This window comes from Mongoliitalea daihaiensis, assembly GCF_021596945.1.
Taxonomy (GTDB): Bacteria; Bacteroidota; Bacteroidia; order Cytophagales; family Cyclobacteriaceae; genus Mongoliitalea; species Mongoliitalea daihaiensis.
In genome coordinates this window covers 3,498,622-3,513,801 of record NZ_CP063779.1, presented here as the reverse complement: position 1 = coordinate 3,513,801, position 15,180 = coordinate 3,498,622, and the positions used below count along the sequence as shown (strand labels likewise).

Below are 15,180 nucleotides of genomic sequence, written 5' to 3'. Positions count from 1 at the left end.
GTTTGAAAAACTTAAATTTCAAGTCTTAAAGAACCCAATTAATCTATGAAAAAATTTCTTTACATTTTTGTCAGCCTACTGATTCTTGGATTGGTAGGTTTTTTATTACTCAAAAATGCGCATAGCCCACAATATTCCGGAGAATTGCGCTTAGATGGCTTAACATCGGAGGTCGAAGTGTATTTTGATGCCCACGGCGTTCCCCATATCTATGGAGAGAATGCGGAAGATACCTATCAGGCTATGGGATTTTTACACGCACAAGACCGTATTTTCCAAATGGATATGATGAGAAGAGTGGGTACTGGAACACTTGCGGAGTTACTTGGAGAAGATGTATTGGATATAGATAAATTTTTTAGAACACTAGGGATTCCTCAACATGCGGCCTGGAGTACAGAAGTTTGGAATCAGGAAGGTCCTTCCGAATGGAAATCTGCTACAGAAGCCTATATCAAAGGTGTGAATCAATTTATCCAGCAAGGGAATCTTCCCTTAGAGTATAGATTATTGGGAAGTAAGCCTCGGGAGTTTACCATCAATGATGTGCATGGGATAGCAGGTTATATGGCTTTTTCTTTTGCAATGGCTGTGAGAACAGACCCATTAATCACCAAAATCGTCAGAAATTTAGGCCCTGATTACACCCGTTCACTTTCTATTCATACCCTTCCCGAACACTTTGTTATTCCCAATCATTATCCAGAGCGAGCAGAAGAGACGGGAAATGTAATCGTCAGGAGTGAACAGACTATCAGCTTTTTGGATAAGCTTCCGGTGCCTATGCTGGAAGGTTCCAATGCTTGGGTTATTGCGCCAGAGCGCACGGCTTCAGGAGAAGTTTTGTTTTGTAATGACACCCATATTGGATTTGCTCAGCCTTCTGTTTGGTTTGAAGCCCATTTAGAATATCCTGGATTTAGTTTTTATGGAAATCATTTAGCGGGTCTCCCATTTGGCTTGGTAGGTCACAGCAAACATCACAGCATTGGTTTGACCATGTTTGAAAATGATGATCAGGATTTCTATGAAGAGCAACTGAACCCAGATAACCCTCTTGAAACGAGGTATGGAGATGGTTTTGTACCTTTGACTGTTCGGGAAGAATTAATTCCAGTGAAAGGAACAGATCCTGTAGCCATCACTATTCGGGAGTCTATCCATGGTCCCATTATGAATGAAGTGGTTCCTGAAATTGCACGCTTGACAGCTAATCCTGTTGCTTCTTGGTGGGTGTATGTATTGGAGCCATCCAAAGCAATGGAAGCTTTATGGAAATTAAATCATGCCCAAACTATCCAAGATGTAGAAGCTGCTGCTCCACTGATTCATGCGCCAGGTCTGAATATCATGTATGGAGATAAAGCTGGAAACATTGCGTGGTGGGCTGTGGCAAGACTACCAATTCGTCCCAACCATGTCAATTCCAAAGTCTTTTTGGATGGAAGTAATCCAGCTGATGAACCCCAAGGCTGGATTCCTTTTCATGAAAACCCAATGAGCATCAATCCACCATCCGGTTTTGTGGCTTCAGCCAACAATCAACCAGACACCTTAAGTAATGGATCGTTTTATCCTGGATATTATTATCCCGGTGATCGATGGAACCGCATTGCCAAAACAGTGAGTGCCAGAAATGATTGGACTACAGAAAGCATCAAAAATCTACAATTAGAGGCTATTAATGAAAATCATCCTCTCAATGCCCAGTCAATGATTGCTACGGTTGGAAAGGAAGCGTTTGGACCATATACTGATGCTTTAAAGGCACTTGAACGTTGGTCAGGAAATCATGATTTGGATGCGGTTGCACCTACGGTATATTATAAATGGCTGTATCACACCCTACATGGGATGATGGCCGATGAATTGGGAGAAGAAGATTTTAGTACCTTCTTGACTACCTTCCTATACATCCGAAGTGTTCCAACGTTAATTCGCTCGGAGGATTCGAAGTGGTGGGATCATATTGAAACTGATGCAGTAGAAACAAAAAAAGACATTGTTGAAGCAGCCCTAGAAAAAACCTTGCAGGAATTGGCCGATCAGTTGGGAAAAAAGGATTCGGAATGGTTGTGGAAAAAGGTGGTAGTGCTAGAACATCCGCATCCCTTGGGAGCCAAAAAGCCTTTGGATAAGATTTTTAATGTAAAAACAGTTCCTGTGACTGCGAATGAAGAATCGGTCAATAAGCTACCTTTTAAACTGAATGGCGATGGAATATACAAAGTAAATTCAGGACCGGCCATGCGAATCATCGTAGATTTTGCAGATGTAGATGGCGCTATTTCTGTGTTACCCACAGGTCAGAGTGGGAATGTTTTCAGTAAGTATTACAAAGATCAAGCTCATATGTTTGCCACAGGGAATTACCGACCCATGTTGATGAATGCACAAGAAATAAAGGAAAAAGCGACATCTACACTCACAATTCTAAGAGAGTAGCCCCAAAAAAGCCACGACCTGTATTGGAGTTGTGGCTTTTTTTTTATTAAATAATAGAACTTCGATATTACAACCTGTACATGAGGAGATTATTTACAGATCTCTTTTAAAGTCTTCAGTAATCACGGCAGCTTTTTCATTATTTTTAAGTATCAAGTCCGCAGCCTTTTCTCCAATCATGATGCAGGCTGCATTGGTATTGCCTGTAATAATGCTTGGCATGATAGATGCATCGGCAATCCGTAATTTAGTAATGCCATGTACGCGTAATTTCTCATCAACTACAGCCATAGGATCTTTTCCCATTTTACAAGTTCCTACTGGATGATATAGGGTTTCCAATGACCGCTTGATGTGTTCGTCCAAAAAATCATCATCAAACTGTTTGGGAAAGTAAATACCATTTTTTTGGAAAGCTTTCAAGGTATCAGTTTCCATAATTTCTTTTGCTTTCAGAAATCCACGTTTGAGCGTTTCCAAGTCATCTGGATGTGAAAAAAAATTTGGTTCAATTTTGGGAGGATCTAAGGGGTTAGCTGAATGTAAACCAACTGAACCTTTACTTTTAGGGCGTAATAAAATACACATGATTGCGAAGCCCGCAGTATGTGGAAAGGTGGACACATCATACAGGTCGGTACTATAATCCTCTTTCACGGCTGTGGGTGCAAAATGAAACTGTATATCAGGTCTGTCCAAACCATCTATAGTTTTGATAAAAGCGTTGGCCGTTAAAGGACTATTTCCTAAAACTCCTTTTTTAAAAAGTAGATAATTGACGATTTCTTTGAATTTAACAAGGGGCTTTAAAGTATCATTGTTGGTGGCAACTGTTGACCAAGCAGAAACTCCAGACCAGACATGATCAACCAAGTTTTGTCCTACCCCAAGTAATTCATGCGCACAGGAAATGCCGAAAGATTTTAAATAGTCTGTATTTCCAATTCCTGAAAGCATCAAAAGCTGTGGGCTTTGAAATGCTCCTGCACTCAGGATTACTTCTTTTAAACATCGAAACTCCCGTATCTTTCTATCTTCATTGATGGCTTGAACTCCTTTAGCAACTTTATCCTCTAGAATAATTTTGGTAACCTGCATGCGTGTCATGACCGTTAGGTTACTCCGTTGCATGGCCGGTTTTAAAAATGCTGCCGCAGCACTATGCCGTACATTGTTTTTGATGGTGAACTGCAACATAGCAGCACCTTCTTGCTTGCTGCCATTGTATTCAGGATTGCTTGGAATTCCCGATTCTACACATGCTTTTATAAAATAGCTACCCAATAAATGTGGCTGTGGGCTGAGAGAAACATGAAGGGGTCCATTTTTACCATATAATTCTCCCAAAAAATTTTCATTGTATTCAGACTTGATGAAATAAGGCAATACTTCCTTGTAGCTCCAACCTTGATTTCCCAAAGCTTCCCATTCATCATAATCCTTTGGATTACCTCTTACATAGGCCATTGCATTGGTACTACTGCTCCCTCCTAGTACTTTACCTCTGGGAATATAAATTTGACGTCCCCCCACAAATTCTTGGGGTTCAGTCCAAAATGACCAATCTACAGTAGTTCGATTTAGTTGACTATAAGCACCTGGTATATGAATGTCTTTTGGAGTATCTGGCCCACCCGCTTCAATAAGCAATACTTGGTTTCTAGGATTCTCAGATAGCCTGTTTGCCAAGACACAGCCAGCGGAACCTGCACCTACGATGATATAATCAAATGTCATTTGGAATTTTGGGTTTATAAGAATTAAAAATTAGGAAAAAGAGGAGTTTTGTGCAAGTTTTTTTTGACAAAAAAAGAATGACCGAGTTCTTTAAAATCCCAAAGATCACTTAAGGTAACAAATCCTTGATCTCTCTTAAAAATTGAAGATACTCTACTCGTTCGGTCAATTTTATTACAATTTACCCCCACTTAAAAGAAAGAGACCCGGCAGTTTATCAAAACCTGCCGGGTCTACTCAACCATAATTATTAACTTGACACTTCCTCACTGATAACTGTTATTCACTTTTCACTGTTAACTGTTTAACCTGTTAGCCCTTTTTCTCGTGCATTTCCTTGATCTTACGTCGAAGGATTTTGCCTACATTGGTTTTTGGAAGTTCCTCGGCAAAATAAACCTCCCTTGGGACTTTGTAATTGGTCAAATTTTCCCTGCAATGAGCAATTAATTCCTCAGAAGTCAGAGAAGCATCCTTAGCCACTACATATGCTACCACTTTTTCAGTAGACTTATCATCAGGCATGCCAATTACACCGGTTTCCAAAACTTTTGGATGCAGAGCAATGGCATTTTCAACCTCATTTGGATACACATTGAAACCAGAAACCAAAATCATTTCCTTCTTTCGATCAACGATTTTCACAAATCCATCTTTATCTATGACAGCAACATCTCCAGTTTTAAACCATTCTCCATCCATGACCTTGGCTGTTTCTTCTGATCGATTCCAGTAGCCTTTCATCACCTGAGGACCTTTGATACACAGTTCCCCACGTTCTCCTACCGGTAAATCTATACCATTGTCATCGATGACCTTGATATCGGTATTTGGTAGAGGAATCCCAATAGTACCAATGCGTTCTGTTCCATCGATCGGATTACAGGTGGCTACAGGTGAAGTTTCTGTAAGTCCGTAGCCTTCAGCCAAAGGAGTACCAGTAACTTTCTCCCACTTTTCAGCAGTGGCTTGTTGAACAGCCATACCTCCACCAACAGCGATTTTCAAAGATGAAAAGTCCAATTTGGTGAATGCGTCTTGATTCAATAAACCATTGAATAAAGTATTGACACCTGTGATGACAGTAAACTTCTTTTTACTTAATTCTTTGATAAAGCCAGGCATGTCTCTTGGATTGGTAATCAATACGTTATGAGCACCTATTTTTAGCATGGCTAAGCAATTGACGGTCAATGCAAAGATGTGGTATAAAGGTAAAGCTGTGATAACAATCTCTTCTTTTTCCACCAACTTTGGTTTCATCCATGCAGAAATCTGCTGCATATTGGCAACGATATTCCCATGAGTTAATTCCGCACCTTTGGATACACCTGTGGTCCCACCAGTGTATTGCAAGAAAGCAGTGTCGGTTAGTGCTAGTTCCTGACGTCTAAATTTAGAACTGTCAGCCTTATCCATCATCCTCTTCCATTGGATGGATCTAGGAAGGTTGAAGGCAGGCACCATCTTTTTAATATGCTTGACTACAAAATTGACGATTGTTCCTTTGAGTCCTCCCAATAAGTCTCCCAATTCGGTGACAATTACATGTTTGGCATTCAGTTCTTGTCTGATTTTTTCAAGGTTGGACGCAAAATTTGCCACTATGATGATTGCTTCAACACCGGCATCCTGAAATTGATGTTTCATTTCTGGAGGAGTGTATAATGGATTGGTATTGACTACAATCATCCCTGCCCGAAGGGTGCCGAATAACGCTACCGGATACTGCAAACAGTTAGGCATTTGTATGGCTACGCGGTCACCTTTCTTCATATTTAAATCATTTTGAAGATAGGAAGCAAACTTTTTGGATAAATCATCCAACTCACTAAAGGTGATGGTTTTACCCATACACTCATACGCGATAGAATTTTTATATTTCTTAACACTTTCTTCAAACAAGTTGACAACCGAACTGTATTGGGTGACATTTACTTCGGAATCTACTGCTGATGGGTAAAATTTAAACCATGGGAAATTATGCATAGATTAATTTTGGTTATGGGTTTACAACATAAGAGGGATTAAATATAAGGCATAAAAGTTTTGATAAAAAAACAAAATTCTAAAGACGGTACAAAAAAATGGGCTAGAAAAAAGCGCGGCAGCCACAGAAGAAGGATTAGCAGGAATAGACCAATTACAACTACTATATTTTAATTGTAAGTTAGTTCAATGGTAATTTTAGCTACAAATTCACAAAGTTGTAGAAATAAGACCTGTTAGGTTTAAAAATCCTAACAGGTCTAACTTCAAAAATTACTTTAAAATTTTACGAGCGATTAACTCTTTCATAATTTCGTTGGTGCCGGCGTAGATTCGCTGTACACGTGCATCTGCAAACGCACGAGCCACGGAGTATTCCCACATGTATCCGTAGCCTCCATGCAGTTGAACACACTCATCCGAAACCGAACATTGCAATTCTGTAAGCAAATATTTTGCAGCAGAGGCCATGGCAGAATCTAATTTGCCAGCATTGTGTAAACTAACTAATTGATCCGCATAAATTCTCCCTTGCTCTAATTTAGCTGCCATTTCAGCGATTTTAAAACGGGTATTTTGGAAGTCAGAGACCATCTTCCCAAATGCGGGTCTACTTTTCACGTAATCTACGGTACTCAAAAATGCAGATTCAGCCAATGCAATGGCAGCTAATCCTACCACCAATCGCTCTTGGGCAAGCTCTGTCATCAAGTATTTGAAACCCTCTCCTACTTTTCCCAGTAAATTTTCTTTGGGAACCTTGACATCCTCAAAAAATAATTCGCAGGTATCCTGTGCGTGCAAACCAACTTTCTCGAAAGGAACACCCTTTGAAAAACCTGTCATGTCTTTATCAACCACAAACAAACTGATTCCTTTTGCCCCTAAACTTGGATCTGTTTTGGCTGCCACCACTACTACATCACAGAGATAGCCGTTGGTAATGAAGGTTTTGGATCCATTGATTAAGTAATGATCCCCTTTGTCTTCTGCCGTAGAACGAATGGCTTGTAAGTCAGAACCTGCGCCCGGTTCGGTCATTGCCACCGCCGCGATCAAATCACCCGATATCATACCTGGAATGTATTTGGTCTTAGCCGCTTCGGTACCATAATGCATGATGTAAGGAAATACGATATCGGAGTGCAATGGATACCCAATAGCTGGGCCTGAACAACCGGAAAGTCCTAATTCTTCTGTAAAAATCGCGTTGTATCTAAAATCGGTTAGGCCTAAGCCTCCAAATTCTTCTGGAGCTTGCATGCATAAAAACCCATTTTCACCGAGTTTTTTCCAAGATTCACGGGAAACCATCTTATTCTTCTCCCAGTCCGCATTATTAGGACTAATTTCTTTGGCAATAAAATCTCTCACAGATTGACGAAAAAGATCGTGCTCCTCTGAAAAAATCATTCTAGGGACATTGTACATATCTAGTTGGGTTTATTTTTCGAAATTTTAAACTTATTATCGACTTATAAACGATAAAATCAGCCGAAAGTTAAAAAATCAAACCTTCAAAACCAATCAAAATTTGGCAATCGGTTTAATTGCTATAAAAAAAGCCATGAACTTTTGGTCCATGGCTTTTAGCAAAGTCTCGCTTGTAATTACCAAGGTTTTCTTGGTAATTTTTCTTGTCTTTCAGCAGTATTGTATACCATGGCTGCAATGATGATAGCAGCTTGGGTCATATCGCTAAATTGCATGCGCTCATAAAGATCCATATTGGTATGATATCCTTTTCCATAGTCAATGGGGTCTTGGATAAACTGGAATCCAGGTACGCCTACTGCATCAAATGCGACGTGATCTGTAGATCCTGTATTTCTTCTGGTGATCGTATTGGCTCCCATTTCATGAAATGGCTCAAACCATTTTTCAAAAATCGGAACGAGCATATCGTTTCCTTCTAAATAAATTCCTCTGATTTTTCCAGAACCATTATCAAAATTATAATATGCTGAAATCTTATCCCACTCTGCTTTTTTCTCTTTGGTAGACCTGTCGGCTACATATTTCTGCACATAACCTCTGGAACCATAGAGCCCTTGCTCCTCTTCTCCCCACAGGGCAATACGAATAGTACGCTTAGGCTGATAGTCTAATGTTTTTAAAATACGGATGGCTTCCATCATGACTACCACACCAGCGGCATTGTCATTAGCGCCGGTCCCTGCATGCCAGCTATCCAAATGCGCTCCTAACATCACAATCTCAGGTTTCAAGGTTTTGTCTGTTCCTGGGATTTCAGCCAATACATTGTATCCAGCATAATCGTCATCCAGCCAGCCTACTTCTATTTCAGCCTCAATGCTAACTTTTTTACCATTTTTGATTAAGCGATACATTCTTCCATAATGTTCTGCTGCAATTTCCATTTCTGGAACAGTAGGCTTGATGTCCTTACTGAAAGAGCCCGAACGGGTATGAAATACAGTACCAAAGCTTCCACGGGTTCCTGTTAGACGAAGCCCTACTTGCTCTTCCAGCAAGAATGCCGTTAATTTCATATCCAACTCTCTAGCTGCTCTCATCTGTGCCATCATTTCTGGTGTATAACGAGAAGGCATGTTGCCTACAGGAATCGTTTTCCTACTTTCGAGTTCCTCATCAGTCCATCTTTTGGCTTCAGCCTCAAAAGCGGGGTTAACAGTCAAGTTTGCAGGAGTCATGATAACTTTACCTTTTAACTTTCCTCTGTATTTATCAAAGTCAGCATCTGAATTGATCTCCAATAGAATAACCTCATCTGAAATAAAGCCATTGGTACCATCCGTCCATGCTTTAGGATAGCCAATGATCTGCGCATAATAAGGTTCTTTCATAGCGATGTAAGCTTTTTTAACATCCCAACCTCTACCAAAATCTCCATAGGAATCAATGCGTACATTACTCAACCCCCACTCTTTGAATTTTTCAGCAGTCCAGTTTCTAGAATTGCGGAGATTAGTTGAACCGGACAATCGAGGACCTAGATAGTCCGTCAGATGAAATGATAAGTCCTGAATCTGGGAATTTCGCATTCCTTCGTTTTTGATGCGATGCATCATTTCCAAATTGACTGACTCTTGGGCAAACACCTGCCCTACGGCCAAAAGCCATACCAAAATCAGGCTTGAAATGTTGGTCTTGTAGTTCATAAAACTGTTCATGTTAAATCTAAGCTTAAAATTGTATAAAATATTCAAAGGAGGAATAACCGATGATGTAAAAAAATAATTTTACAAAGCTTAGGTATCAAATTAAAATTTAGCGTTACGAAATGTGATTATCCGCAATTAAGCCAGAGTCAACATAATATCCGAACTATTGCTGATAATGGACCACAGTCAACTGTCCATTGTCAACAGATGCTTGAAAATATAATGAGTCTATCCATTTGTTTAGCTACTGGAATAAAAGCAGATAATCATATTACGAAATCAAAAAAACTTAATTCTCTAATTTACAAAGAAAAAACCGCCTTCCTTAATTGAAAGACGGTTGTAGATCAAAGAATATCTTATTTGATTATTTTCTATTCCTTATTTTAAATCCACCGTAGCTCCTACTGCTTCGAGTGCGGCTTTGAGTTGATTGGCTTCTTCTTTACTTGCTCTCGCTAGAACAACTACAGGCATTTTTTCAATCAAAGAAATCGCCTCTTTGTCTGAAATCATAAGTTCTGATTGAAGTACTTGAACCACTTTCAACTTTTCAGCTCCGGCGGAAGATAAAATAACATCAAATTCAGTAGCCTCATCTCCATCATCATTTCCCCCTTCAGGCGCTCTTTTTAAATCTACTGTAGCCCCTACTGCTTCGAGTGCGGCTTTGAGTTGATTGGCTTCTTCTTTACTTGCTCTCGCTAGAACAACTACAGGCATTTTTTCAATCAAAGAAATCGCCTCTTTGTCTGAAATCATAAGTTCTGATTGAAGTACTTGAACCACTTTCAACTTTTCAGCTCCGGCGGAAGATAAAATAACATCAAATTCAGTAGCCTCATCTCCATCATCATTTCCCCCTTCAGGCGCTCTTTTTAAATCTACCGTAGCTCCTACTGCTTCGAGTGCGGCTTTGAGTTGATTGGCTTCTTCTTTACTTGCTCTCGCTAGAATAACTACAGGCATTTTTTCAATCAATGAAATTGCCTCTTTGTCTGAAATCATAAGTTCTGATTGAAGTACTTGAACCACTTTCAATTTTTCAGCTCCGGCAGAAGATAAAATAACATCAAATTCAGTAGCTTCTTCTCCCTCATCTCCATTATCATTTCCCCCTTCAGGCGCTCTTTTTAAATCTACCGTAGCTCCTACTGCTTCGAGTGCGGCTTTGAGTTGATTGGCTTCTTCTTTACTTGCTCTCGCTAGAACAATTACAGGCATTTTTTCAATCAAAGAAATCGCCTCTTTGTCTGAAATCATAAGTTCTGATTGAAGTACTTGAACCACTTTCAACTTTTCAGCTCCTGCAGAAGATAAAATAACATCAAATTCAGTAGCTGCCGATTTTTGAAAAGAAACATTTAACCCATTTCTATTATTGAAAGTAATCGTCATTTCAAAAAAAGCTTCATCCAGATAATTTCCTTTGGCATCCACCAATGAAAAACCCAAAAGCAAATCAGTCAATGCCTCACTCGGAAGAAATTGACTTGAGATATTTGCTACTTTCCCTTTACTTGGATTGGAAGTAGCGATTAAGGGGTTGATGCTATTTTGGTTGCTATTATCAGCATTTGACTCTAGAGAAATGATCTCCACGCTAGAAACACTTGGATAAACATCTTTGTCAACCAAAAATCGAAACCCAATTTGACTACGAGTAGGGTTACCTTTACGAATAACTTGAAGCTTTACACCTTCACTGTTGCTAACTCGAAAATTTTGTTCATTTTTAAGAAAAACAGCTTCGAAAATCTGTTCCTCCTCTGGATATAATGCTGTGCTGTCCTCCAAAGTATCTATCTGACAAGCAAACGTAACTATGAGAATAAAAAAGATAAAGGTAAATTTTTTCATAACGGTTTTTTATTTCGAATAAACAAAATAATCTTTGGCTGCATCGAAATAATTCATGAATAGTGTGGAATTCTTCATGAAACAGCTGTTTGACTTCATAAAAAAATATCCCCAGATACTTTCGTACCTAGGGATGGTCGTTAAACAGAGTTGGTTTTAGAAATATAGATTTTTCACCCTTCCATCAGCATCACGAACTTTTACACGTAGATTCTCTAGAGATAATTGTTTCAACTGATACACTCTCGAAAATCCACCTACTGCGGTCACTGACTCTTGATGAACTTTTTTGCCATACTCATCTAAAATCTGTATATCCGTTCCAGGCTTTTCCAATCCTATCACCGTCAACTTAAATGAGGCTTCGTCTATCGGCTTAGCGTAAGCCATTAATGGATATTCTACAACAGGATTTTCAGTAATTTGGACCTTGTGCACACTTTGATTGCTTGGATTTTCTTTACTGATCACAGCAACCTGATACTCCCCACATGGCAAAGCAGTCAAGTCAAAGGGAACCAAAACATCCTCCTGCACACGAACGAGACGCTGATATAGACGCTTGCCGTCGGCATCCAATATGTGAACTTTTACTTTACCTGCCCCTTCTCGTAAAGTGACCTGTACCTTTTTCTCTTTGGCCTGTACAACTGCCAAGTTGGAAGTGCTTTCTTCTGATCCGTTTGCAAAGCTATTGGTACCTAGTACTGCTGCTAATGCGAATGTTAAAATAGTTTTCATGAGTAGTTTTGTTTAAGTTGGTATGAACACCATAAGGCGAGATCTGTACCAAAAAAAATACACCCACCCGAGCAGACTACGGTCCCATTAAAAAATCTTTACCCAAACGATGTTCATTTGTAACTGTCACTTATGGTAATTACTTTAAAAGTGTCAGCTATTGAAAAAAAACCTGTGCGGCTTGTTCGGTTTTGTTACAGAAATTAGCTTGATGGAATAACACGAGTTCCTTCAAAGGTTGCATCAAGAAAATGAATTCATAAAAATTTAATTTCAAAAAATTTTTATCTGGATTTTTTTGGATGCCAAGCCAAAAAAACCTGTACGGTTGCGTACAGGTCTTGTTCGAAAATAGGCTTTTCTAACTATTTAAAAGCTTTTGTTTAAGTCCTTTGACCCGCTCACTTATACTCATATTGCTAATATCTAAGTCTTCTGAAGTAGCTTTCAAAAAATCTAAGACTGCCCCTGCATGGTCTGTGGATAGCCCCTCTTTGATTGTTACATAGCGCATCGTAGTCCATAAAACTGTTTTCAATTCTTTCTTGGTATCATCCGTCATGTAGTATTCCACCACCACAGTATTGTGATTGTACCACAATAATCTGCTCATAACGCGAACCCATTCTCCTACTTTGGCAGGTCGTACATAAGAAATATTATGATTATAGACCACCCAAGCTGCTTTATATTTGGTGATCAAATCAATCATTTCCAAACCATATAACTTGGGAACTTGGTCTTCTCTGGCATTAAAGAAATAGTCAAAATATTTAGCATTATTCAAATGCTGTAAAGGGTCACAATCCTGGAACCGAATTACTACCCTACTTTCTGTCTCTTTGGGATAGTGCTTCTCTGGGTTAAATTCAAACATGGTCTACAATCCTATTTTTATGTGTTGAAAATATACTTCATAAGTGTAGAAATTCAGTCAAAATGGCTAATTTCATCACTCAAAGATATACTTAAATTATGGATATCAATTGTGATTTGGGTGAAGGACTTCCCAACGATCCTGATCTGATGCCTTTTATACATTCTTGCAATATAGCCTGTGGAGGGCATGCTGGTGATATAAATAGCATCCGGCAAACCATTTTGCTTGCAGCCGCACACGGGGTGAACATTGGAGCGCACCCATCTTATCCAGATCGTGTCAACTTTGGTAGGAAAGTAATGGATATCACTCTAGAAGCATTGAAATCTAGTATTTTAGAGCAATTGACCTTATTTTTTGATGTGGCAAAAGCGTGCAAAGCCCCTGTTCACCACATCAAAGCACATGGGGCATTGTATAATATTGCAGCCAAAGATGAAGCGGTGGCTGGGATGCTGATCGATATACTCCAACATAACCACCCTGAAGTCATTTTATATGCTCCCCCTAAAAGTGTCTTGGCTACTTTGGCAGCAGCAGAAGGACTACCCATCATGTTGGAAGTGTTTGGAGATCGGACCTATGAAAATGATTACAGTCTTGTATCACGTACACATCCCCAAGCACTGATCACAAATGTGGTAGAGGCAAGCGAGCATGTCCAAATTCTATTCCAAGGGAAGGTACGCACCATAGATGGTAGTATCCTACCTCTCCAAGCAGATACGCTATGTATTCATGGAGATAATTTAAGTGCCTTGGCAATCCTTCAAGCAATCCAACACTATGTCCCCCATTCTTGAAAAAATTTGGATTCATCCAGCTTTATTGGAACTCCGATGGGAAGCAAAAGTCCATAGTGAAATCCTGAAAATGCAAGAGTCCTTGTATACACAACTCCTGCGCTTCGCTGGTATTCAGGAATTACGAATCGGATTTCATACACTAACCATTCTTTTTGAAGAGCTACAATCAGCTCAAGAACGGTACGGCTGGGAAAAAAGGATTGAAGCATGTCCAATTGTAGCAAACGAATATCCCTCACAACATTGGAGAATACCCGTCTGTTATGAACTTGGCAAAGACCTTCAATCCTTTGCTACAAGTAAAGATATGACTCCGAAAGATGTCATTGAACTTCATTCAAAACCATTCTATTTGTTACATTTTTATGGTTTTTTACCTGGATTTATGTATTTAGGTGGATTAGATAATCGATTAGTGAGCAACCGTAAAAGCATACCTGATCGACGTGTAGAAGCGGGCTCTGTGGGAATTGGTGGATCTCAAACAGGCATCTATACCCTTCCTTCACCGGGGGGATGGCACATCATTGGGAAGACGCCTTTAAACTTATTTGAAGTAGAAAAAACTCCTCCTGTACAACCTAAGATAGGTGATCGCATCAGCTTTTACCCTATTGAAAAGGATGAATTTGATAACTTATCCCAGCTTATTAAATCTGAAATGTATGAATGGAGACATGAATAAACTTTTGGGAAAGGTTGAAGTATTACAGGCAGGCTTGCTTTGCAGCATTCAGGATATGGGTCGAAAAGGTTTTGCTTTTTGGGGAGTTCCTTACTCAGGTGCCATGGACAGCTTTTCCTACGAGCTAGCTAATCGCTTACTTGGAAATCAACCCGATGCGGCTTGCTTGGAAATAGGTCCAGCTCCCATCACACTCAAATTTCATGCACCCACATTAATTGTAGTCACGGGCTCTCTTGCTAGTTTGAGTATTGACGAAAAATCCATACTACCTTACAAACCGTATGCGATCAATGCAGGAGCTGAATTTCGAGTAAGACAACACAAAGAAGGAAATTGGATATATTTAGCTGTAAAGGACGGTTTTCAAACGCCCAACTATCTTCATAGCCGCAGTTGGTCCAAAGGCATCAGTCCTATCATTCAACTTTCTAAAGGTGATTTATTACCTTTCCAGACGCCATCTTCACTTTCAGAAATTTTCAGACCTACCGCTACCCTAAAACATCCCCCTGTTCTCCCGGATTTGCAGGTGATTCAAGCCTACCGTGGATCAGATTGGCAACTCTTGCCCACCTCCATCCAAGAAAGTATTCAAAAGAATACGTTTAAACTCAGTTCAAGACAAGACCGCATGGGCTACGAACTCCTTGGGCTTCCTTCACATAGTTTACCTCAATTATTGACAGCTCCTGTTTTTCCGGGGACAATTCAGCTAACACCTTCGGGAAGTATGATCGCTTTGATGCGAGAAGCACAGGTTACTGGTGGATATCCACGGATCTTACAACTTACCGAAGAATCCATCAATCAGCTGAGTCAAAAAAGAGTGGGCTCACTTATTCAATTTGAGTTGATTGATTTTTAAGACCTACAAGAAAAACGTCTATT

General features: G+C 39.7%; 11 protein-coding genes and 1 pseudogene. 4 read left to right on the top strand and 8 right to left on the bottom strand.

Annotation, left to right across the window (positions count from 1 at the left end):
• The first annotated feature begins 45 nt into the window (after nt 1–45).
• On the top strand, nt 46–2,445 hold the full coding sequence (locus IPZ59_RS15010) for a penicillin acylase family protein (RefSeq protein ID WP_236136860.1): 2,400 nt from the start codon (nt 46–48) through the stop codon (nt 2,443–2,445).
• A 93-nt stretch (nt 2,446–2,538) separates the two neighbouring features.
• Here IPZ59_RS15010 and IPZ59_RS20345 read toward each other — a convergent pair whose 3' ends face one another.
• The 8 genes and pseudogenes from IPZ59_RS20345 to IPZ59_RS14975 form a co-directional block, all read right to left on the bottom strand.
• Entirely contained in the window at nt 2,539–3,033 is a 495-nt protein-coding gene (locus tag IPZ59_RS20345; protein ID WP_394800744.1) for a GMC family oxidoreductase, read from the bottom strand.
• A gap of 330 nt (nt 3,034–3,363) precedes the next feature.
• A pseudogene (locus tag IPZ59_RS20340) lies at nt 3,364–4,182 on the bottom strand (GMC family oxidoreductase); the annotation flags it as partial.
• Nucleotides 4,183–4,494: 312 nt separating this feature from the next.
• Nucleotides 4,495–6,171, bottom strand: a complete 1,677-nt coding sequence (locus tag IPZ59_RS15000) for an AMP-binding protein (protein WP_236136858.1) — start codon at nt 6,169–6,171, stop codon at nt 4,495–4,497.
• Nucleotides 6,172–6,444: 273 nt separating this feature from the next.
• Nucleotides 6,445–7,602, bottom strand: coding sequence for an acyl-CoA dehydrogenase family protein (locus IPZ59_RS14995; RefSeq protein WP_236136857.1), 1,158 nt, complete (start codon nt 7,600–7,602; stop codon nt 6,445–6,447).
• A gap of 179 nt (nt 7,603–7,781) precedes the next feature.
• On the bottom strand, nt 7,782–9,326 hold the full coding sequence (locus IPZ59_RS14990; protein ID WP_236136856.1) for a M20/M25/M40 family metallo-hydrolase: 1,545 nt from the start codon (nt 9,324–9,326) through the stop codon (nt 7,782–7,784).
• Between the two features lie 372 nt (nt 9,327–9,698).
• Nucleotides 9,699–11,177, bottom strand: a complete 1,479-nt coding sequence (locus tag IPZ59_RS14985) for a ribosomal protein bL12 (RefSeq protein ID WP_236136855.1) — start codon at nt 11,175–11,177, stop codon at nt 9,699–9,701.
• A 156-nt stretch (nt 11,178–11,333) separates the two neighbouring features.
• The gene (locus tag IPZ59_RS14980) at nt 11,334–11,918 is read right to left on the bottom strand and encodes a DUF3244 domain-containing protein (protein WP_236136854.1); all 585 of its coding nucleotides are present in this window, start codon (nt 11,916–11,918) and stop codon (nt 11,334–11,336) included.
• A 361-nt stretch (nt 11,919–12,279) separates the two neighbouring features.
• Nucleotides 12,280–12,795, bottom strand: coding sequence for an acyl-CoA thioesterase (locus tag IPZ59_RS14975; protein ID WP_236136853.1), 516 nt, complete (start codon nt 12,793–12,795; stop codon nt 12,280–12,282).
• Between the two features lie 98 nt (nt 12,796–12,893).
• Here IPZ59_RS14975 and pxpA point away from each other — a divergent pair, with 98 nt between their 5' ends.
• From pxpA to IPZ59_RS14960, 3 genes are read left to right on the top strand one after another with little or no spacing between them, the layout of a single operon-like run.
• Nucleotides 12,894–13,601, top strand: a complete 708-nt coding sequence (gene pxpA / locus IPZ59_RS14970) for a 5-oxoprolinase subunit PxpA (RefSeq protein ID WP_236136852.1) — start codon at nt 12,894–12,896, stop codon at nt 13,599–13,601.
• Nucleotides 13,585–14,289 (top strand): 5-oxoprolinase subunit B family protein, encoded by a 705-nt coding sequence (locus tag IPZ59_RS14965; protein WP_236136851.1) that lies wholly within the window; start codon nt 13,585–13,587, stop codon nt 14,287–14,289. The genes pxpA and IPZ59_RS14965 overlap by 17 nt, the downstream gene beginning before the upstream one ends.
• On the top strand, nt 14,270–15,157 hold the full coding sequence (locus IPZ59_RS14960) for a 5-oxoprolinase subunit C family protein (RefSeq protein ID WP_236136850.1): 888 nt from the start codon (nt 14,270–14,272) through the stop codon (nt 15,155–15,157). Before IPZ59_RS14965 ends, IPZ59_RS14960 begins: the two co-directional genes overlap by 20 nt.
• The last annotated feature ends 23 nt before the right edge of the window (nt 15,158–15,180 follow it).

What these genes read in the sequence shown, in the direction of transcription:
- IPZ59_RS14995 (WP_236136857.1), bottom strand. Translation starts at nt 7,602, where the DNA reads ATGTACAATGTCCCTAGAATGATTTTTTCAGAGGAGCACGATCTTTTT.
- IPZ59_RS15010 (WP_236136860.1), top strand. Translation starts at nt 46, where the DNA reads ATGAAAAAATTTCTTTACATTTTTGTCAGCCTACTGATTCTTGGATTG.
- IPZ59_RS14975 (WP_236136853.1), bottom strand. Translation starts at nt 12,795, where the DNA reads ATGTTTGAATTTAACCCAGAGAAGCACTATCCCAAAGAGACAGAAAGT.
- IPZ59_RS20345 (WP_394800744.1), bottom strand. Translation starts at nt 3,033, where the DNA reads ATGTGTATTTTATTACGCCCTAAAAGTAAAGGTTCAGTTGGTTTACAT.
- IPZ59_RS15000 (WP_236136858.1), bottom strand. Translation starts at nt 6,171, where the DNA reads ATGCATAATTTCCCATGGTTTAAATTTTACCCATCAGCAGTAGATTCC.
- IPZ59_RS14980 (WP_236136854.1), bottom strand. Translation starts at nt 11,918, where the DNA reads ATGAAAACTATTTTAACATTCGCATTAGCAGCAGTACTAGGTACCAAT.
- IPZ59_RS14960 (WP_236136850.1), top strand. Translation starts at nt 14,270, where the DNA reads ATGAATGGAGACATGAATAAACTTTTGGGAAAGGTTGAAGTATTACAG.
- IPZ59_RS14965 (WP_236136851.1), top strand. Translation starts at nt 13,585, where the DNA reads ATGTCCCCCATTCTTGAAAAAATTTGGATTCATCCAGCTTTATTGGAA.
- IPZ59_RS14985 (WP_236136855.1), bottom strand. Translation starts at nt 11,177, where the DNA reads ATGAAAAAATTTACCTTTATCTTTTTTATTCTCATAGTTACGTTTGCT.
- IPZ59_RS14990 (WP_236136856.1), bottom strand. Translation starts at nt 9,326, where the DNA reads ATGAACAGTTTTATGAACTACAAGACCAACATTTCAAGCCTGATTTTG.
- pxpA (WP_236136852.1), top strand. Translation starts at nt 12,894, where the DNA reads ATGGATATCAATTGTGATTTGGGTGAAGGACTTCCCAACGATCCTGAT.